Consider the following 21,382-nt stretch of genomic DNA (forward strand, 5'->3'; position numbering starts at 1 on the left):
ATCTCGGAGCCATCTTCTGAGATTAATTTTCTTAGAACCTCACAGACAGGCTCGGCAATCCTCTCTGCCAACGCGGGTACAGGGGCTAGATGCCGAACTGCGGAATGGTATTGGACTGACGCCCTGTGCCTGCTTGGCCCTTCAGTTTCAATACAGAACTTCAAATGCGAGAACGGTTGGATCGGGACGAGAGTGGCCTGACCGCTATCGGCCCCATTGTGGAGATTTGGAGAGCAAGCGGCGGCGGTGCCATTTGGGTCGTGCTGACATCCACAACCCTTGAGCGATCGCAGTCCGCGAGTTAAATCGACATGCCTCGCAACGTGCAAATTCCCAAGCAAGCCAAATTACTTGGTGTAAAACCACACATTGCATAAAGCACTCACAATGTGCGGAAACCGAGTAAAATCGTAGGAAAAACAACCAACCGACCGCAGCACAATGTGCACCCTTTTATCTTGCCGTCTTAATCGGCCGTATTTTGCGATACTTCCATTCTACCGCCGTTTCCTCTCAGATATACGATAATACACTATTCTATGCTCTATGCCAAGATCCCGTACTCTTGCGTTGAGTTCCGATGCGCCGTGCAGTTTTGCGCGCTCTGCGACGGCGTAGCAGCACTGCTTATTTGCAGCACGGGAACCGTCGTGGCGCACTTTTCCATCGGAGTGACGGAGCATCGTCACAGGCAATCCGGCGCCGTCCGGCCGTCTCGCGATCGGCGCGGCCGCAGGCAAGATAACGTGCCTTCCGTCGTTCCTGGTCTGCATCAGTCCTCATCCGCCGGAACGGATTCCTTGCGTCAGATGGCGCCCGTCAGCGTGCCGACGCCATGCGTTTCAACTGTCGATTTTCTGCTCATCGATGCGCTCCCAGCAGCTTGCGGGCCCTGTCATTGGCACGCCGGCCGGTATCCGCTTGGCTTGCCGCGGAATCGCCGACATAGAGCGTGCCGTCGCTCCACATGGCGTGCATGATCACCGCCAGCTTGCGCGCCACCGCGACACAGGCCTTGCGGTGGCAGGAGCGTTTGGCGACCGCCTGGCCCCAGCTCTTGACCTTGTCGGTGCCCTTGAAGCGCGTCATCAGCCCCGACGCCGCCTCCTAGAGCGAGCGTCGAACATCGGCGTCGCCGGCTTTCGATATGCGACCCTGAACGTCGATCGAGGTGCCAACGCCACAAAGTCAGCCCGAAGTAGGCAGCGACGTCGCGTGAGCGGCGGAAGCGCGACGGGTCGTCGATCGCCGTCATGAACGAAAGCGCCATCACCGGGCAGACGCCGGGGATTGCCATGAAGCGTCGGCACAGTTCGCTGCGGGCCACCATTTTGACGATGAGATCGTGCAGCCGGCAGTACCGCCTCCACAGCGCTACACGTGCCGACAGCATGGCGTCCATCAGCTCGCTCGATAGCGGATCCTCCGCCACCGCCGTGCGCACCGCCTGCTCGAAAGCCCCTCGCCCGACCTTACAAAACCGGATGCCGAACGACTTCAGCGAGTGCGGGAGGTGTTCTCCAAATCGAGGAAGCAGGCTTTCAGGTCGGATCGATGAGTCAAGAGATACTCCGTCCGATAGCAGCTCTGCGATTTTCATGTAGGCTTTGCGAAACCCATCGCGCGCACCAAATGGGTGGTGCGGAGAGCATCGGCTTTGTCAGTCCTGTAGCGCTGCGCCGACGTCAGGGCGCGCACATGCACCCTCGCCTAGCAGTTCGCCGGCAGGTCGAAACGCTTCAGTTCCAGATGCGGCCAAGGCGACAACGACTTCGCCAAGAGGCCAACAAGGCGGAGCGGCCCCAGGATCGCCAGCGGACCCTTCTACCGCGGTCTGGCCTGGGTGTTACGCGGCCACGTTAGCTTATTCCAACCTATGCTGAGGGGTTGTCCGAGAGCTCGGTAATCGAATCCGTGATCGCGTTCGCATCGAGAGCATAGCTGCGAAACGAGAGTACCGAATCTCCAACTGAAAAGGTCTCCTCATGTTCGACCATCGCGTCGAAGAGCATCGCAGAGAGGCTATCTTCCTTGAGGTATTGATAGAGGAATTTGTGATCGAGCTGAGCAGCATTCCAAAGGTTACGCTCAACGATATTCTCCGTGCGGACATCTAGTCCAGAGCCGTCATCGAACACCGACACCTCTACGGTTCTGACAACCCCCTTTTCAATCATGTTCAGCAACTCAGCCCATCGTCTCACAGGGTGTCCGTCGACCCGAAGGCCCGAGAACATGCCATTGCAGGAGACGATACAAGTCACAATCTCGTCCGCAGGAGCGACGCTCCATCCCAACCGACGATAGAATTCGGCCTCGACTTTCGGGTCGGAGAGCAACCGGATTAAGCGACCGAGTTGGCCAGCGCCTGTACGAACGTGTTTGAACGAAGTCCTCAATTCGTGGACGTTGCAGGGCAGCAGCGAATGTTTGCATTCGAACAGAAATAGGTATTCCCCAAACCGACAGACTGCATCGATCTCGATGCGCTGACCTTTGAGTACGGTCTCATATTCCGCTCGCACGTATTCGCAATGGCGCTGCAGGGCATGCGTCAACGCACGAGAAGCGGCTTCCTGTTCAACCGAGTCAGTCAGGCGATTTTTTCCGGTATGGACGAGATTTCGGTACCAGTTGGCCATCCCAGCGATATGCAGGGGCACGAGGAGATGGCCATCCTCTCCGCGGATGATCGGCCGGTACTGGAGGTCAAACACTCCTACACTACCTGGCTTCCAGGATAAAAGGCCAAGCACATCGTCAATTTGTTCGGGTTTTAGGCACCAACCCAAAAGCCCTCTCAACACCCCTTCTTTAAACACCGGGATAAGTGAGCGATACGCAATGGCGGGGTCATGGCTCAATAGAGGCTCTAGTTGCCTCGTAGCAAGGCGGGCGATAAACAGGAAAAGTCGGTAGACTTTTGCAACGTCAAGAAGCGACAAGCCAGGGCGAAGTTCGAAGCGCTCCAGCTCTTCCCACGTCGCCAGTTCGGTGTTTACGACATCACGCAGATAGACTATTTCCTCCGCCGTAAAAGCATCACTCGAAAATAGAGAGCGCAAAGGCGGAACGTCCGGCAAATTAAACGTATAACGGATAAAAGGACGCTCGACAAGTTTGACGACGGTTTCATGCATTCTATCATAGAATGCATCAGAGATACCAAATACAGAAATCACACCTCCTTTTATGGTCTTTATTCTTTCAAATTGCATCCGGCTACGCGCCTGATTTTCTTGTATATATCCTAATCGTATACTCTTTTCCAATTCAGGCGTTGGCGCTGAAACGATAGATTTACCCTTACTCGTGTGAACCTGATAATTGAACGCATCGACAAGGATTTCTGCCTCGCAATACCGACGGATCTTGCAAGCCTTTACGATTAGCTTGTCGAAAATTCCGCGCGAAATCTTCGATTCGGCCATCTTGTTAAAGTGCTTAGTTTCGATGCCGATCTCGGTGTCAATGCAATGAACGATGTAGGATGCGCCTTCAGCCAAATCTTCCTTCGAATAGAAGCCGACATCCTCCGTGTTTGCTCCATGGTCGGCCTGGTGGCCAGTCATGAATATGGCATCGACCCTGGCTATGACTGATTTTAACGCGGTGTCGGCATTGCGCCTTAGAAACTGCCGAAGAGTCTGGTCCAAATGGTGAACCTGAATGGCGAGATTGGCTAGCGCCTTCACCGATGAGAGATATGTGCGAACCTCCTCCGATAAAGGCAACTCCGCGCCCGTCTGCTCAAGAGCGGTCAAAACGTCCAAGAGGCTCTTGGCCTTGTAGCCATACTTCGAACTGCGAAAGGCCCCCGAGGTTCCCAAAGCCTCTCTCGCAATCGACGGATCGCAATAGAATCCGAGCGCAAGCCAGTTCACGGCTTGTTGAGTCTTGCCGACCGCAATGGCCCTCAAAGCGAGGTCGCCGACCTGGGAAAGTTCCCGCCGCAGCGCCTGACACAATTCGACCTTGTCTAGGCATGCCAAGGTCGGTAGCCAGACCTCGGCCGCCAGTAACTTGGGGGAAACCAAAGCAAGGCGGTCTTCAAGGCTTTGTTCTTGTGCCATCGAGAAGGGTATCCCAAACCACAGGCTTCAAGTCCCGCCGATGTCTCTTAGATGGCGACACGCCGTCAGGCAAATTCCGGTTTCTTAGCAGAAAAGGGCGGGTGCTCAACTTACGCGAGGCTGGCGTCAGCATTAGCAAAGTCTAAAAAGACCATTCCAGTCCAGATGCTTTAATTTCACTGATCTGGTTAATCCTGGCGCCACCAGACCGTATCGCCTCCTACTTCGCTGAAACGGCCAACTCTTCAACCTCATAATCGCTAGACGGCCTCGGCCTCGACCTTGACTTCGACCCCATTTAAGGACGAATTCTAGCGGGGGGATTTGGCATGAAGCGACCTTTTATTTCGTTGAGGATCGACCAGCTTGAGACGATGCTGGAGAAGGCCACGGCGAACGGAGACAGTAAGGCTATTAAGGCCATCGTGGGTGAGGCAGCAGTCAGGAGTACCGCTCGGGCAGGAAAGCTATTGGCCCGTGCCAAATCTGCACTCAATGTCAAGCAAGCGGATCTTTTCGAACAAGCCCCCAAAGCCTCCAAGAAACAGGCCGGCGTTGTGCACACGAAGGCACCGGCTAAGCGAGGGGATCGCAAGCCCACCGCGGAGCAAGAACAGGCAATCGACGCCTTCCTCTCTGGCGGATCGCTCCGCATCAATGCCTATGCCGGTACGGGGAAGACCTCAACGCTGCAGTTCCTTGCTTACGGAACCCGCAGTCGTGGGCAATACATTGCTTTCAACAAGGCGATTGTGGGAGATGCCCGCGAGAAATTTCCTTCCACGGTGGATTGCTCGACAACTCATAGCCTGGCGCTGAAGTCGCTTCACTCTGACTACAAGAAAACCAAGGACAAGTTTGCCGGAAAGGTCAGCGCAAAGCAGCTCGCAGAGATACTTGAACTCAAGAAGGCATGGCGTGTCGACCGTGACCACTCTCTGCAGCCGGTGTCGCAAGCCTATTTGATCCAGCAGACTGTAAGACGTTTTGCGCAAAGCGGCGACGAGGAAATCTCTGACGCGCATGTACCGCGTCACGGATCGCTGCTTGCGGCGAGCGATGAAACGTTAAATGCAGTGAAGGAGTTTGCGCGCAACAACGCCAAGCATCTGTGGGGGCGCATGTGCGATGCGAAGGACCCGATCCCGCTGGGTTTTGACGGATTTCTAAAGCTTTGGGGGCTAGCCAAGCCGCAGATTGCGGCTGACTACATTCTTCTCGATGAGGCACAGGACACCAATCCCGTGGTCCTGGACGTTCTGAAGAGGCAAAACGCTCAACTTGTCTACGTTGGGGATCGCTATCAGCAGATCTACGAATGGCGTGGCGCGATTAATGCGATGGAAGCGATCGAGACCGATGCCGTCGTGAGCTTGACGCAGTCGTTTCGGTTTGGTCATGAGATTGCCCACGAGGCATCCCGCATCCTGCAGCGACTCGGCGAAAGCGTAGCACTGACCGGCAACCCGGCTTTGTCGAGCAGGGTCGGGACTTGCAAGCCTAACGCCATTCTGGCGAGAACCAATGCGAACGTCATGACTGCGCTGATCGAGTGCATTGACGAAGGTCGCAAACCCCATCTCGTTGGCGACAACAACGACCTCAAGGAGTTGTTATGGGGGGTGCGAGACTTGAAGGAAGGGCGCCCAACAGACGTCGCCGACTTTTTCGGGTTCAATAGTTGGGAGTCGGTGGTCGACTTCGCCAAAACCGCGGAGGGCGAGCACCTGACCATGTTCGTCAACCTGGTGCAAAGCAAGGGCGAAAAGCGCCTTTTGTGGGCTATCAATCAATCCGTGGGTGAGGATCAGGCGGATATCGTAATCTCGACGGCCCATAAAGCTAAGGGACGAGAATGGAAGAACGTTCGACTTATGGACGACTTCCTGAAGACCCGCGCAGCAAAGGGGCATAGAGAGGGGGCCGATCGAGAGCGGGAGGACGCGGCGGAACTCAGACTTTTCTACGTCGCGGTCACGCGCGCGAAGGAGGCTATTGAAATCCCTGTAATGGGAGACAATGCCGAGCCGCGGTGGGCCTCGGCTATATCATCGCAGCTGGCTGCTCGTGTGCTGACCAACTCCGTTTTCGCACGGCCCGTCGACTGGAAGGAACCGGTTGAGCCAAACAGCCAGCAAGCGCAATTGCAGCGTAGCACTCAAAGGCAAGCCAAGCGTGGCTTCTTCTCGCGTCTCTTTGGCCGCTAGCGAGGGCCAGATTTCGAGGCAAGGCGACTTCAGGAACCAGCCCCTTAAGAAATTTCTTCCTAGGACAGATCCAGCGGAACTCTACTGCTTCGACGCCCTTGGCGGTTCATATCTTTACCAGCGTCGGCTCACATCCCATGGCTTCGACGAACGCAGCATCGGCCAAACAGTCGTGCGCCTCTTTTGCGTTCGATCAACTAAACTAAGGTTCGTCGCTTTAGCGCGAATTGGAAGTCGGCCAACATGTCTTCAATTTGGGATGAAGACTCAATTTCCACCCTATGGAATCTATTGAAATCAGATCTCGTCCCAGCTGCGACAAAAATATGACCTACCAGATCAAAGGCATCGATGGTGTTACGGTCTTTGAGCCAAGCGAGCGCGACGTCTAGAAGATCGGAAGGACGATCGCCGCGAGCCTCGAATTGTTCCACGAGAAGTCCCGCGTAAAAAGAACGATGGTCCACTTCTTTGTCGAATTGCGTAAACAATTTCTTCTGATTGAGGCCTTCGATTCGACGATCGTCTGACGCGACCAATTCGTCTAGATATCGTCGACGCCATTCAAACAAGCGGTGTCGATTGCAAAGATCCCATAGCCGTCCAATTGTATCCTCGTCTAGTGAATTCAGATAGGGAATGAGGCTTTCCAAGGCCTTCAGACACTTTTCGCTTCGTTCGAATCCCCCAGATTCAAACTGAAAGTCCACGTGCCTTAGAAAGCTCGAAGGATCTTCGGTGGAGGTCACGGTACTTTCGGCAAGCGCACGCGACCGGTCCGTAGCCACGAACAGAGCCACGCACACGAAATTGTCGGTATGGCCAAGATGAACCCAATGCTTCGATAAAAGTCCTTCAGCCTGATCTGTCGGCAACTTTTGTATCAGTTCAGACACTATCCAATCCGTTTCGAAGTCCCGCTTATCCGGGTTCGCGGTCATGAAATCCCTTCTTCGCTCTAGTTCAGCTTCCAAGAGCTTAAGAAATGAGGGCAGCCAAAAATTCCGGGTGAATTGCCACCAGTAACTGCGATATTCCTCACCCTCCAACGCGTGCTTGAACGCATCGTAAGACTCCATGTCCCGCATCAGGAGTCGCACCCGTAATGCATCCGCGAAAAAAGGGGAGTTTGTGTCGATCGTTCGAAGCAAGGGCAAGAGGTCAACTTCGACGCTACCACTCCACATACGAAAGGCACGGCGCCTTAGCTCATCGTCATTTTCGCCATCCGACCAAATCTGGTGCAATCGTTCCAAAGAGAGCTTTCGAAGCGCCTTCCCATGGCGGCCAGGCCAACGAACGTCCCACTGCTCGCAGAAGTGTGAGAAATTGAAGCCCGAGTTATGGCCTGCAGTCCTAACGAGGAACTCGACCACGTCCGGGTGGTCGTACCCGTGGAGCATGAACGTAATGGGCCAAGACAGGTCGGTCGATTGCGCACGCCATAAAAAGAATGAAAGTGCCGCTTCAGGAAGGCCATTTCTGGCGATCCCCCACCTGACGCTGTGAGCTGCGATCCCTGAACGCCTCTCCATGTGCCGTATCTGTTCATCGTCAGGGAGCTGAGCCCAAACTGCACAGATTGGCCTCAAAAGAACTTCGGCTTTACCGGCACACGCGCATTGGCTCGCTGCCCACAAGAAGGCACTCAATTCCTCCGCGCTGTAGCTCCCCCATGCTTCGGAAATTGGTCCCGCTAGATCGGAAGACCCAACGAATCCTGATAGGTTCAGGACACCAATCCGTTCTGCTCCAGGAGCACAAGTTCGCAGCTGGCGACTTATGTCGTCGATCAGTGCCTGGCCAAACTTGATTTTGACGTGGTCGATTAGACGGTCTCGCCATGATGAATTGACACCGGGGTCGACTTGATAGCAAAGGCGCGCTCCGGCCGCGAAGTCTCCGTTACGGAACTTTGCCATGGTCGCATTCAATGAGGAGCGCTCGATTTTGTCGACTAAGGACAGTACGATCGAAGAATCCGTGCCAGCGAGGGCTGCAACAGCGGCCGCCTTCAAATGTCGATAGCGATTTGCCTTTGCTCCCACCCGAACGAGGCAACGTTCAATCGCAACGACGATTTCACCACCCGCCGCAACTTGCCGTTGGCCGACTAGCTTGAGGGCGTAGAACAAGGCAAGCGGACTTTTGTCCTCGACCTTTTCTACCCAGGAACGTTCAACACCGCGATCCGACACCAAAGCTGAAGCGATCAACTCAGAAAAGTATGGTTCCGACAGTATTTCTTCCGGAAGCGAGCTGTACTGCATCATGCGAGCAATGGAATCTGCTAGCAGGTAATCTCTGACGCGATCATGACGAAACGTGACCAAATCATCGTCGCCGCGGGGAATCAGCCAAATGAGTTCCCGCCGGTGTGATAGGCTACTTAACGCTTGGACCACCCTATCGTCGTTCGTGAACCAGTCCCGAACCTCTCGCCAACGGGGTTCGAAGATCCGTTTGGCCAACATATTTGTGGCTAAGCCGAATAGTGCGTCGAAGTAGTCCGAGGAGGCAAACTGACCATCGAACGACGAGGCTCTTCTGATACAACCTATGACAAAGTCGCGCATCACCGTTTCAACGCTGGTGGTGACCTTAGCGTCGTAGAGAGCTATTAGAAGCGGATCATGACCAAGCGCCCTAGCTGTCTCGCTGCATTGCGCCAATGTCAGAACCTGATTGAGTTGTTTCGTGCGTGAAAGGACCGCAGCGGCACCCTCGCTCGGTTTGAATGGTCCTCCGAAGAGCGAGCGCTGAAGGACGATTTTGCGGGAACGCTCGGACAGTTGGTCAACCACCTTTGGCCAAAGGGGACAGATCAAGTTCCATGCAGTTGTTTGCTGTGGATGATCATGTCGCTCGTCCATGCTTGAATTCCGACTTGTAAGGCACCACCCTGCCAGGCGCTCAACAAGAGCAGCCGGATTGCTCGCTTGATTGACGTCCTCCACCGTCGTCAAAAGCGTGCGCTCGGGTGATGCCAATTGAAGCGCCTCTGCACCGCAACCGGTTGCAAGGCTTGGGATATGCCTTTTTAGAACAATCTCCAGGGCGTCTTCCAGCGTCTGCGAGCGCTCAAGATCCTCATGCCGGATTACTAGTGCAAATCCGTCACCTTCCATATGTCGGCGCATGAGAGCTTGGACGCTGGAGCTTTTACCCTGCCCGGATTCTGCGATGAAAAAGAGAACTCCCGAACGGCCGGCAACAGCATCGGCGAGTTCGGCGTCCACCTGCCGGCCGACATAGTTTTGCTGGCCATCGCGTAGATCCGAAGACGCCAGGCTTTTATGCGACGCCGAACGGAGCGCTGAAGCAGATAGGTGATTTGGAGCAAAACCGAGTTCACGTCTAAGCCATTGTCCTTCGGGGTGCCGATCCAGGTGATCAGCGAGTCGGCTTTGATCCCAGATATCTATATGGATTCCAGCCACCACGCCGGCAGCTTGAACATCGCTGAAAAGATCGACTGGCACTCGGCGATTGGTGGTGAGCACAAGAGTGAATATTCCAGAGGGAACGGTCGCCCAAATCAATTTTGTAACTCTGACTGTCTTCGCAACATCCCCTTCTCCCGCGTCTGATAGCCACTTTGTACGAAGCCGAGACTGGCCGGTCGTCGTATGGTGAAAGCATACAAAGTGCGGCGGATCCGATCGAGGAACTAGCAACATGCCATCGACGGGCGATGCTATTGGCCTCCGAGCTGCATTTGTGCCCATTTCAATCAGATTGCGATACCGATGATCGGCCTGACGCAACACTGCAGCCGCAAAGGCCTCAAATTGGCCCTCGTCGGTGATTGCCTCTAAACGCGCTCTAGTTGTTGAGTCGGAATCTATGTCCATAGGCAATAGTTTAGATCAAAAGGATTCGAGACCTCTAGAGACATTTCTAGACAGGTTCGCCCGGCTGTTGCCTATCAGGTAAGCTAAACCGATCCGTAACAAGGATTCCCTTACGCTTCAGCCAGCCGCATGGATTTGGTGTTCTGGCGATCCTGCGATACCTGCCGAGCATGTCCGAGAGCTGCAGTGCAGAACGACCAGGACTCGAGACCGTCGCCAAGAAGGTCACCAGGTTGAGCACCACGCCAAGCCTCGCCAAATCCACAACGCTGACGCCAGGTATGATGGCTGGGCCTGAGGCCAACCAGCCGAGCTAGAGGTTGCGCGGGTTGAAGGAACGTCCAGACGATGATCGTCGGCGATTCTTGGCGGCGCAGCCAGGCAATACTGCCACTTGGCAAGGTCTATTGCGATAGGTCATGATAGAACACAAGCGCATGTACTAACCGGGTCGCTGATCTGCAAAGGGAGTTGGGAATGCCCTTGGTGTTCGTCCATGGTGTCGCCACGCGCCCGACCGCCGAATATCGAGCCGCCATTGTCCAACGCGATGCCCTTTTTCGATCGCTCGTGTTTGGGTCGCAAGACATCGCCATCTTCAATCCCGACTGGGGAAGCGCCGGCGTCAGTTTCGACGCTGCGATGCCGTGGCTGCCCAGCGCCGACGGCAACCAAGCCTTTGGCGGCGACGGTGTCGTTGCCGGCGCAACCGGCGATGCCGTTATCCGCCTCGGCGCCTTGGCCGGCCGAGACGCCGGGCAGGCCATCGACCTGATCGCCATGGCGGCGCTCGACAACGCTGTTCGCGAGGCTGCCGGTTTGCACTTGCCGGAGGCCGCGGCCAAGGGCGAGGCGATGGCGCTGGCGCTGGCTGCAGGCACTTATCTCGAACAAAAAGGTCTGGTCGCGACGTCGACGCCACTGCCGATCGATGCCCTCACCGCCCCGGATAATCTGGCCTTCGCGGACGCTCTTGAAGCTGAGTTGGCTGCATCCAAGGGTGACAGGCAAGCGTTTGCAGTCGGCAATGCCGTCCGCAACGCGCTGGGACACCTTGCCGGGCTTGTCGGCAACAGCGTGAGCGACCTCGCGCTCAAGGCCAAACGTCGCGATCTCAGCCGCAGTGTCGCGCTGTTCCTCGGCGACATCTTTGTCTATCTGCGCGGCCGCGACGACGTCGGCCCGAACGGAACACGCCAGCGTATTTTCAAGCCGATCGTCGATGCCTTGATCGCGGCATGCAAGGCAAAATCGGCTTCGCATGAACCTTTGGTGGTGGTCGGGCACAGTCTGGGCGGCGTGCTGCTCTACGATATTTTGACGGATCAAGAGGCCCGTGCATCGATCGAGTCGCAGGCGGGTCCGATCGCTATCGATGCCCTCTTCACCGTCGGCTCCCAGGCGGGCTTCTTCGCCGATCTCGGCCTCTATCCGCACCGCCCGCAGGGCGGCGTCAAATTGCCGATGCCTGACGGCCTCGCGAGCTGGATGAATGTCTATGATTTTACCGACGTGTTTTCGTTCCGCTGCGGCCCGATGTTCGAGGGCGTGCGCGATTTTGGCTACGATACGGTAACCGACCTGATGCACGCGCATTCGGCGTATTTCCAGCGGCCGAGCTTCTACAAACGCATGCGCAGCCGGTTGCAGGAAGGTGGCCTTCTCTGATGCGGATTTTCACCAATCCGCAGGCCGGCGGAAGCGTCAGGGTCCTGGTGCTGGGCGCCGGCCATTATCCTCTGGCTCAGCTTTCCAAACCCAAGGTCCCGAAGCTCGCCGATATTGCCAGCGCTGCCCGCAGCGCGGTCGAGTTCGCCGCCCATATCCTGACCGATTGGCGGCCGATGTTGGGCAAGCCTCTTGCCTCGGTCGATCTGCTGGTCAACACCGCGCAAGATCCAGACGGGGTGACTTTTGGCGTCGAAGGGGTCGGTCCGGTCAAGGTCGAAGCGCCAACGCTCGACAACATCATTGCGGCGCGCACAAGCTGGCTGGATGGCGCCATGGCGAGCGACACGCTGATCTTTTACTGTTGCGGCCACGGTATCTGGCTGCCGTCGGTCGCCAAAACCTTCTTGGCCAGCGATTTCGGTTCCGACGAAGATGCGCCTTGGCCGAAGGCCATTTCGCTCGATGCCTTCGCTCAAGGATTGGGTGACAAGGCCCCGCGTGAGCAATGGCTGATCTTTGATTGCTGCGCAAACATTCCGCCCGAGGCGTTGCGGGACGCCAACCCAACCCCCAACCCGTTGGTCTCGACGACGTCCGGGCTCAGAACGGCCATGATTGATGTTCATGGCCCCTTGATCCAGGCAACGATCGCGTCCGCCTCGCTGGGTTTGGAGGCTTACGGCCGGCAGGACGGTCGCTCTCGTCTCATGGATGTGTTTGTCGAGGCCTGCCAGGACGCAGGCTTCCGCGACCAGGCCAATGACGGTCGCTGGTGGATCACCCTGCAGAGCCTCGAAAACGCGATGTCGACCTACCGCTACCGCGTCGCGCCGCCGCAGGATCGCGATTACTATACATTCTCACGGCTGACCTCGAGTGACGCGCCTGACATTCCACGCCTGATGGTGCGCGATAAGCCCGCGGCCTGCACGCTGCTTGTAACCAGCGACCCTGCGCTGCGGCTCAAGCAGTGCAATCTCGACATCTATCAGCATGAAACACGGGTGGCCGGCCAGGCCGCGGGCGCGACTGCGCAGGAGCGTTTTCGCCACATCGTCGAACCATTCGAAAAATATCGTGTGGATGCGCAGTGGCCCCAGCAAGCCGTTGAATCACGCGAACGCATGGCCCTACCCCCTCTCACGGAAGTCAACTTTTGAGGATCCTGTGGCGCACTTAACCCTTCGCCTGGCAGCTCCAATCGGACCGCTCTCGGTCGAGATCATCGGCGAGAGGGGCCGCAGGGTTGGTCAGAGGCTGAGCATGTCGTCGTCGCGGCTCTGGGCAAGCGTCGATGACATTGCGCCCGGCGAGTATACAGTCGTTGCCACCCGCCCATCGGGTGACCAGCTGGTGGTCGCCGCCGACGTCGGTCCTCTCGGCGGCGAAGCCCTCATTGCGCTGCCAGCTACCAGGCCGGGTTCGCGGCGACGTCCGGCCAGCCGCGGCCTCGACGACAGCACAGCCGGCTCGGAGGCAGGCTTCGGCCTGGAGTCGACCGCATCATGGTCACAGGGCCTGACGGCAAGATCGATGCGCTCGCTCGAGGCCCACCGGCGCCAGCCTGAAGGTCCCGATTCGATTTTCGGTGATTTCTCATCGATCGCGTTCAGCAGACGCTGCCTGAAACTGGTCGGCTGGGCCTTTCGCGCAGGCTATTGGCACGGCTATGACCATTTTGGTGATCCTCAAATCGTCGGCGACGGCGACGTGCTGAAGATCGCATTGACTGCCGAATTTCCCGTAGCGATTGGTTTGCTAAACGAAGGCGGCTTCGGCTCAATCGTGGTCGTCCCGCCATTGGCCGGCGGCGTCGATATCACTTTTGTCGCGGCCGGCGTCGACCTGGCCGGCGGCGCCGACCGAATCAACAACCCCTCATCCATTCGGGTGCCGGTGGCCATCCCGATGCCACGCGATCCCGCGCTGGCAGACCTGCTGGCCGGCCTGTCGGCACCCGCGCTGCCTGATGCCTTGTCGCTCTTGCCGGAGAGTGGAGCCGCCAACATATCTGCGGCGATCCGCGCGTTCCGTCAGAAATACGACAATTCGACCTCGGCAGTCCTTGGTGCTCTTTTTCTTGACCGTTTTGCGCCGACCAAGCTGTCGATAAAATGGCTGCGCAACCTTTACCGACTGCTTCCCGATATTGGCGACACGGCGCTGCTTTTGGCGACCGCTCACGCTGCGCAGGAACAACCCAGCGAAAAAGTGGACACGCTCATCAGAGAGCTTCTGCATAGGGCCGTCTCGAGCCATTGCTTTCTGTTCGCACGCAGCCGTTCGCAACTGTCACAGATGTTGCACCGCTACGGTTTCAGTTCGCGGGCGCCCAAAAGGAAGAAGGAGGAGATCCAACGACGATATATTGGGCAATTTCTCGACTTCGGCGCTGATGCCGGCGGGCTGGAAGCCTTTTGGGGCATTTCGCCCTACTTTCCCGGTTACAAGTTTCCGACTGATGCTTGGAACCCGTATCGCATTCAGATTGTCATGATAAACGGCAAGTTCACGGTAGTTCAGCAACCCGGTGCACCGGCGCTCGGGCAACCAACTCCGCCAATCCTGACTGATGATTCGTTACGCGCATTTGAAAGACTGGAGCGTAGACTGGGGCTTCGAGAGCAAATCACGCATTCGTATGAACATTCCTACACATACCGAAACCACAGCGGCACAGAGCATGAGTATGCCCGTGTCACCATCCTCTTCGAGCCTCAGCGAGACAGCGATCAGCTTATCTTTCGCTCAGAGATTACCGGTGGTGCGGTGCCGCGGGCATTCATCCCAGCGGTCGAGAGAGGCCTCAAAAGCGCTATACAAGCTGGGCCGATCCGCGGCTTACCCGTGGTCGGCCTCAAAGCGACCTTGATCGACGGGGCCTACCACGACGTCGATTCCTCCGACCAGGCGTTTGAACAGGCGGCTCGAAATTGCTACTTCGAAGCGCTCGGCTACATGGGGGCGAGGCTGACCCAGCCCCTCATGGAAATTGAGGTCCTTGCACCGGACGTGCATCTCTCAAAAATACTGAAAATAAAACTCAGCCTCAAATCAGACGTACGAGAGCAGATTAAGCGTGTAAACGTAATTATGGCGACTGTTCCTTTGTCGGACGTGCAGGAGTATCTGCTCCAAATTTCAACTATATTGAGAGATCAGACGAATTATTCGGTGCGATTCTTGCGATATGGCGGGGAGATTCCCATAAAACCTCGGGACGACCGCAGCGATTCCATCAGCGCATAGCCATGACGACGAGTTGGTAGCAATGCCCGTTCACCGGATAGAAAAAATCGTCGGTGGCGTCGTAGTCGCCGCAGCCGAGGTGGCAAAACGCGGACCTTTTGCAGGACAGTTCGTCTGCCTGTCGATTGGATCGAACATGGCGAAGGTTCCCTTTGCCACACTGACCGATGCTGCGGATTTCCTGCGAACTCATCCGGGATCGGGCATTCGCATGAACCCGAACTGGTCGAAGATCGTCGACGGGATCCATATCGACGGCCTGCCTCGTTGAGCCGGCGCCCGGAGGCGATCTGGGCGTGCGCTCGACCAAAGGGGGTTGCGGCATTGTAGCCGTTGCCGCGGCCGGTCTGCGAATTCTTGAGGACGATTTTCGGCCTTAGGCGGCATAGGGCTCCAGCGACACGGCTGGGCGCGCCGCGGACTCCCGCCGCTCAAGAGCGATCTCGGCGGCCGTGCGTGTCACCGCCAGGCGGCCCCGATCGCCATCAAGGCATGCCAGCAACTCCTCGTCGGAGGCCGCAGCGATGGCTTCGGGATCGCAAAGCTTGCCTCTCAGCAGCCGGCGATAATCGCCACGGCTCAACGTTGCGCCGGCCTGGCGGGCGAGATCCACTGCGGCGCCGGGAATGCCGAGCGTCAAGCGGATGTTGAGGCGTTCCACCCGGTCGGCAAGATCGAGGTCCGGATGCAGCAGTTCGGCAACCCTTGCCGCCGTGCCGACCAAATCGCTGATACGGGCGGCAGCGTTGCGCACCGGCCCCGCGGCCCCATCGAACGGACCGCCATGTCTGGCCATCAGCTGTTCGATTTCGCTGATTTCCTGACCGGACACATAGGCCAGCGCCGCAACCGCACGTTTGGCGCGTGTTGCCGCGTCGTGGGCTTCGTTCAGGTCCATCTCAAGGCAATGCAGGATATGAGGATGCACGCCCTGGGCACGCAGCTCTCCCATCCAGGAATGCGCCTCTCTCGGCGTTTTCTTGTTGACGTAGACATAGACCTGCTCGAGCTCGCGCGTGGCCTGCGTCGCGGCGATGAGGGCCGGGTCGCTGATGTCCTGCGGGCGCAGCGGCCGCAGGCATTCGACCAGTCGAATGATCGACAACACCTCAACAGCGCTTTCTCCGGCCAGCCGGCCCAGCGGGGTGAGCTCGAGGCGGCCATCCTCGCGTGCTTCGACCAGCTGGTGCCTCTCCAGATTGGCGACCGCACGCAGCAGCGCGTCGTGGTCCCAGTTCCAGGGCCCGCCGGCCGACATCTGTTGGAAAGCGCCAAAACTCGATTCAAGGAAGGTCGCTATCTGCTCGGCCGTCATCCCAGCCCGCTCGCCTGCGGCGGCGCGGCCGCCGGCGACCATCACCCGCACGATCAGGGATCTCGGGTCAGTGCTCGCATCGAGGAAGCGCGACACCAGATCTTCCGGCTTTTTGAGGACGTAGTTGCGCCAGTAATCCTCGGCGTCGCGGTAGTTCATGGCGACCAGATAGGATTTGCCGCGTTCGGTATATCCCAGACGACCGGCACGGCCGACCAGGTTCTTATACTCGGCGACCGAATAGGGGACATCGCCCGGATGCTGTAGACCGGCGATGATCACGGAGGACGCCGGCGTATTGACGCCCATGGCAAGCGTTGTCGTGGCCACGATGACACGCAATGCGGAATCCGGACGGCGGAACTCCTCCTCGATGATCCGTCGTTCTTCTGCACTCAGATGCGAGTTGTGAAAGGCCACGCCGCCGGCCAGCACGGTGCGGAGCGCCTCGCTGGCTTGCGAGGTGTCCCCGCCAGGCAGGCGCGCGATCGCATCGCGGGCCGGCGGCAGACCAAGACTGTTCGCCAGGTAATTAGCGCATCCGCGGGTCGCGCCCCGGTTTTCACGGAAGACGATCAGCTGCTCGCCCTCGCCGATCAGCTTGCGCGCTAGCGGAATGATCAGGTCCTGGCTAGAATTCTTGCCGGACAAGATCGGCCGCACAATCGAAGCTTCTTCGACCATTTCGCCGGTCTCGGCATGGAGATACTTGCGATCCCCACCACCCATGATGAGGCCCTCTTCGAGCGGAACCGGACGCTCATCCCGCCGCAACAGTCGCGCCCCGAGCCACCTGTCAAAGCCATTGACGTCGCCAATGACGCCTGAGAGCGCGATGACCTGCGGCTCGATGCCGTCTTTCCGGCGCATCTTGATCAACGTCAACAGGAACTCGAGATTGGCGCCCCGGGACAGGTCGGCAATCATCTGCGTCTCGTCGACGACGATCAGGCCTGCCTGCTCGAGCACATGCGGCGTCGTCAACGCGATCGCGGCAAACTTCTCATAGGTGATCAGGGCAATGTCATACTGGCCACGCAACACCGGCGAAATGTCATCCGTTTCTCCTGTGGCGTCGACGATATGCAGGCCGAAATCGCCGTAGACCGTCTTGAAATGCCTTTTCTTGTCGGCGACCAGCGCTTTCAGCGGCAGCAGGAAAATCGCCCGCTTGCGCTGGGTGACGCCCTTCAATGCGGCGAGCTCACCGACCATGGTCTTGCCGGAAGATGTCGGCGCGACCACAACCAGATGCTCGCCGTCCAGGACCTGGTAGTCGTTGATCGCATCAAGCTGCAGCTGGTTGAGCGACGGGATCGATTGCGACCATGCGCTGAGAACCGGCGCCGGAAAGCCCCAGGCCGCCAGGCTGGCGATGTCGGCGGTGGCCTTGGCGGCGACCCGCTCCGGAAAGGCCTTGGCATAACGCGGCCCGGCCACAAAGACCGGCCAGACCAGTTCGCTGTCGATGGTGCCGCGCAGCGCGGGCTGTTGCGAATGACCGTATTGACGAGCGGCGTCGACCACCCGCCGCGTGACGAATTCGAGCAGCCGCAGCACCGGAATCCGCCCGGCGTCGACGACTTCCTCGACGCCCTGCAACGCCTGCAGCAGAAAATGCGTGAAATTGCCATGGCCGATCCTCGGATTTTCCCAGGCGGGCTCGTTGGCGCCGGAGGCGGTGAGGATCAACCGCCCTTCGCCAGACATATGCTGCAATTTTGCATCGACCGACTCAAGCTGCCGCGCCACTGCTTCGACTTGCAGCACCTTGGCGCCGATGCCGCCCGAGAAGCAGCAGTCCAAGAGGAGAACGACCCGTTTGGCGGGGATCTTGGCAAAGCAGGCCGCAAGATCGTCCAGGGGCAGCGCCGTGGCGGCGAGGGCCCGGATGTCTGCATCGTAAGTGACCAGTTCATGAGTTGGCGAGCCGTGACCTGAAAAGGTGATGACAACGGTGTCGTCCGGCGCGCAGGCGGCAAGCTCATCCAAAGCAGCTTCAATTCCTGCCCGGGTTGCATCCTGGTCGATAAGCAGGCGGCTCGCGCCACCAAGCGTATCGCTGAAAAGGGCTTCCAGCGCCATGGCGTCGCGGCGGGCGCAGCTCAGCCAGCCGATACCGTCAGACGCGTAACGGTCGATCCCAATGAAGACGCCACGAAAGCTCATAATGCGGGAATCCTACTAACTGTAGGATCCAATGCCTATCATCAGACTAGATATTGTGCAATGCCGTCGTGGAATGTGCTATTCGGCACCGGGCTCAAGCAATCCGATGGTTTCAAAGCGCACTTCGGAATTGACTGGAGCAAATAGTATCGAGGCCAAACGCAGCGAACTCTCGGGTGGCGCCCACATGGGATAGTGTGCTTTCCGGGCCGGCACGTCGGTGAACCCGAGGGATCGGAGCGGTGAAATACTGGCTGGCGCACCGCGACGATTGCGTACCCGTACAACGCAAAACCGCCCCGGTTAGACCGGGACGGTTATTGATTTATGATAAAATTGGTTGCGGGGACACGCAACCACCGATACCGACAATCACTGATCGTTTCGATTTGACGATGCCAAGCCACACCAAGTTGGTGTTTTGGTGGGCCCGGAGGGACTCGAACCCCCAACCAAGCGGTTATGAGCCGCCGGCTCTAACCATTGAGCTACAGGCCCCACGCGGGCTGGCTTAGTGTTTTTCTTGTCGTCGCACAAGGCTTTCGAAAGCTCTGGCGCAAAACGCCAAAATCAGCCCATATTCGCGCCGTAGAGCGGCCTGCGCCCATATGGCGCGAGAAAGGTCCAGCCCTTGCACCGCACTGCAGGAATCGGCGCCCTTTGCGGGTCGAGGCAGATGCAGCACGGGGGGCGGACCGCAGACTTCGAGGAGTTTCATGACCAGACAACTTTTGCCCATCGCGCTCGCTGCCGCGGTCGCGTTCCCGGCGCTGGCGAGCGCCGCCGACATCCAGCCTCCGCCACGCATCATCGTGTCCGGCGAAGGCGAAGCGACCGTGGCGCCGGACATGGCGATCCTTTCGCTCAGCGTGATGCGCGAGGCCAAAAGCGCGCGCGAAGCGCTCGACGCCAACAACGACGCCATGGCGGCGGTGATCGCGGCGATGAAATCCGCCGGCATTGCAGAACGCGACCTGCAGACCGCCGGCATCCAGATCAACCCGCGCTACAACTACACCAGCAAGGCCGACGGCAGCCAGGAAGCCGAGCTCGTCGCCTATCAGGTGACCAACACGCTGTCGGTGCGCGTGCGCGACGTCGACAAGACCGGCGAGATTCTGGACAAGGCGGTGTCGCTCGGCGTCAACCAGGGCGGCGGCATTGCTTTTACCAACGATAATCCGAAGGCCACGATCACCGAGGCGCGCAAGAAGGCCGTCGCCGACGCGATGGCCAAGGCAAAGACCCTCGCCGAAGCGGCGGGCGTCAGTCTGGGCAAGGTGCTCGAGATCGCCGACCAGAATGTCGCGCCGGTGCCGATGCCGATGGCGGCCAAGTCGTTGGATGCGGCCCGTTCGGCCGTCCCCGTGCAGGCCGGCGAGAATTCCTACAACGTCCAGGTCACGGTCACCTTCGAGCTGAGGTGACATCCGGCCCAGCCGCGGACATGCCGTTAGCAAAACGCCCCGCAGGATCATCCTGCGGGGCGTTTTCGAGCCGCGCCTCATCTTGAGGGGCTCAGCTACTCATAGGCGATCCTCGCAGAGGATCGTCCGCATAAGCGATCCTCGAACGGGATCGCCCTTTCAGCCTCAGCGATAGATGATCGGGCAGCCGCGCTCGTTGGCGAACACCACCACGACACGGTCGCCATACTGGCGACCTGCCACCTTCACGGTACGGCGGCTGATGTCGACGATGCGGGCGCGGTGCAGACCCATGCGCTCGGCCTTGTCGAGGGCGCGGTCCGGCGAACAGCCGCGCCAGTCGCGGTCGCGGCGCCAGTCGCGGCGATAACCGTCATCGTCGCCGGTGTAGATGCCGAAACGCGGGTCGTGCCTGTCCCCGAAACCGAGATAGAGGCTGTCCGCATGTGCCGGAATGGCCGTCAAAGTGCCAAGCCCGACAAGGGCCGAAAGGGCTGCCGTCCTGATCGTGTTGAACATCGTCTTCTCTCCTTATTGTGGGCTGTCGCCCGTAGAACCGATGATTGGAAAATGCCTTTTTGCATCTGAACCTTCCGCGAACCGGCCATTCATGTCCGGTTCATATAAGCGCGAACCCGCCAGGGTTCGTCGCTCGTGCCAAAACCGCGAACCCCTTAGGCGCGAACCCGCCAGGGTTCGTCGCTCGTAAGTGCGTAAAAGCGAGGCCCCTCAGGTTTCTAAACGCGAACCCGCAGGTTTCGTCGTTCCTCGTCAAAAGCGCCTCGTCAGCGTTCGTCATCTAGAGGCGAACCCGTCAGGGTTCGTCGTCCAGACGCGAACTGCTAAGGTTCGTCGTCCAATATATAATCAAAATAATCGTCCGGGTCGGCCAGATCGGTTTCCTTGGCCTTCACCCGACCCCGGATCGAGATGCCGGCCTCGTGCACGGTCTCAGCGCTTCCCGAAACAAGTCTGTGCCACCAGTAGAGATCATGGCCCTCGGCAATAAGCCGGTAGGCACAGGTTTTTGGCAGCCAGGTGATGGTGCGCACATTCTGTGGCGTCAGGCCGACGCAATCGGGCACCCGCGCCAGGCGGTTTGCATAGTCGGAGCAGCGGCAGTTCTCGGCGTCGAACAGCCTGCAGCCCACGCTTGTCCAGAAGATCTCGCCCGTATCCTCATCCTCGAGCTTGGACAGGCAGCATTTGCCGCAGCCGTCGCAAAGCGATTCCCATTCGGCCGGGGTCATCGCCTCAAGCGTCTTGGTTTTCCAGAATGGCGCGGTCATTTGGCTGGATTTGGCCCTCCGCGGTCTTCCGGTCAAGCGCTGTGTGGCGGCGACCCAGTATCAACATTAGAAAAACACGAAATTGCCTTCAAAAGGCCGGCCAGGCATCCTTGGTTGGCGCCAATGCC

The 21,382-nt window shown here is 58.4% G+C and carries 11 protein-coding genes, 1 tRNA gene and 1 pseudogene; 6 read left to right on the forward strand and 7 right to left on the reverse strand.

The features are described from left to right. Positions 1-861: 861 nt before the first annotated feature. Together LB538_RS24660 and LB538_RS24665 are read right to left on the reverse strand one after the other, a co-directional pair. A pseudogene (locus LB538_RS24660) lies at positions 862-1,797 on the reverse strand (transposase); the annotation flags it as partial. Positions 1,798-1,874: 77 nt separating this feature from the next. After that, positions 1,875-4,073 carry a hypothetical protein gene (locus LB538_RS24665; RefSeq protein ID WP_224530418.1) on the reverse strand — a complete coding sequence of 733 codons (2,199 nt, stop codon included), beginning with the start codon at positions 4,071-4,073 and terminating at the stop codon, positions 1,875-1,877. Between the two features lie 329 nt (positions 4,074-4,402). On the opposite strand from LB538_RS24665, the gene LB538_RS24670 reads away from it, so the two are divergent. Beyond that, complete coding sequence (locus tag LB538_RS24670; protein WP_224530415.1) at positions 4,403-6,280, forward strand: UvrD-helicase domain-containing protein; 1,878 nt, start codon at positions 4,403-4,405, stop codon at positions 6,278-6,280. A gap of 197 nt (positions 6,281-6,477) precedes the next feature. On the opposite strand, the gene LB538_RS24675 is transcribed toward LB538_RS24670, so the two are convergent. Then, positions 6,478-9,783, reverse strand: a complete 3,306-nt coding sequence (locus tag LB538_RS24675; protein WP_224530410.1) for a hypothetical protein — start codon at positions 9,781-9,783, stop codon at positions 6,478-6,480. Positions 9,784-10,611: 828 nt separating this feature from the next. On the opposite strand from LB538_RS24675, the gene LB538_RS24680 reads away from it, so the two are divergent. The 4 genes from LB538_RS24680 to LB538_RS24695 all read left to right on the forward strand — a co-directional run bounded on the left by LB538_RS24680 (position 10,612) and on the right by LB538_RS24695 (position 15,325). Beyond that, the gene (locus tag LB538_RS24680; RefSeq protein WP_224530407.1) at positions 10,612-11,802 is read left to right on the forward strand and encodes a hypothetical protein; all 1,191 of its coding nucleotides are present in this window, start codon (positions 10,612-10,614) and stop codon (positions 11,800-11,802) included. Then, positions 11,802-12,965, forward strand: coding sequence for a caspase family protein (locus LB538_RS24685; RefSeq protein WP_224530404.1), 1,164 nt, complete (start codon positions 11,802-11,804; stop codon positions 12,963-12,965). The genes LB538_RS24680 and LB538_RS24685 overlap by 1 nt, the downstream gene beginning before the upstream one ends. A gap of 103 nt (positions 12,966-13,068) precedes the next feature. Further along, positions 13,069-15,054, forward strand: a complete 1,986-nt coding sequence (locus LB538_RS24690; protein WP_224530402.1) for a hypothetical protein — start codon at positions 13,069-13,071, stop codon at positions 15,052-15,054. Positions 15,055-15,076: 22 nt separating this feature from the next. Then, the gene (locus LB538_RS24695; RefSeq protein ID WP_224530399.1) at positions 15,077-15,325 is read left to right on the forward strand and encodes a hypothetical protein; all 249 of its coding nucleotides are present in this window, start codon (positions 15,077-15,079) and stop codon (positions 15,323-15,325) included. Positions 15,326-15,430: 105 nt separating this feature from the next. Here the strand turns inward: LB538_RS24695 and LB538_RS24700 are convergent, their stop codons facing one another. Further along, the gene (locus LB538_RS24700; protein WP_224530397.1) at positions 15,431-18,538 is read right to left on the reverse strand and encodes a DEAD/DEAH box helicase; all 3,108 of its coding nucleotides are present in this window, start codon (positions 18,536-18,538) and stop codon (positions 15,431-15,433) included. 422 nt (positions 18,539-18,960) lie between these two features. After that, positions 18,961-19,036, reverse strand: a tRNA-Ile gene (locus tag LB538_RS24705). Positions 19,037-19,254: 218 nt separating this feature from the next. On the opposite strand from LB538_RS24705, the gene LB538_RS24710 reads away from it, so the two are divergent. Beyond that, positions 19,255-19,965: an SIMPL domain-containing protein gene (locus LB538_RS24710; protein WP_224530391.1), complete on the forward strand. Its 711-nt coding sequence runs from the start codon at positions 19,255-19,257 to the stop codon at positions 19,963-19,965. A 165-nt stretch (positions 19,966-20,130) separates the two neighbouring features. Here LB538_RS24710 and LB538_RS24715 read toward each other — a convergent pair whose 3' ends face one another. Together LB538_RS24715 and LB538_RS24720 are read right to left on the reverse strand one after the other, a co-directional pair. Next, complete coding sequence (locus tag LB538_RS24715) at positions 20,131-20,484, reverse strand: hypothetical protein (RefSeq protein WP_095766645.1); 354 nt, start codon at positions 20,482-20,484, stop codon at positions 20,131-20,133. 323 nt (positions 20,485-20,807) lie between these two features. Then, positions 20,808-21,254, reverse strand: coding sequence for a YcgN family cysteine cluster protein (locus LB538_RS24720; RefSeq protein WP_095766643.1), 447 nt, complete (start codon positions 21,252-21,254; stop codon positions 20,808-20,810). Positions 21,255-21,382 lie beyond the last annotated feature (128 nt).

Origin of the sequence: Mesorhizobium sp. Ca11, assembly GCF_020165275.1 — a bacterium.
GTDB lineage: Bacteria > Pseudomonadota > Alphaproteobacteria > Rhizobiales > Rhizobiaceae > Mesorhizobium.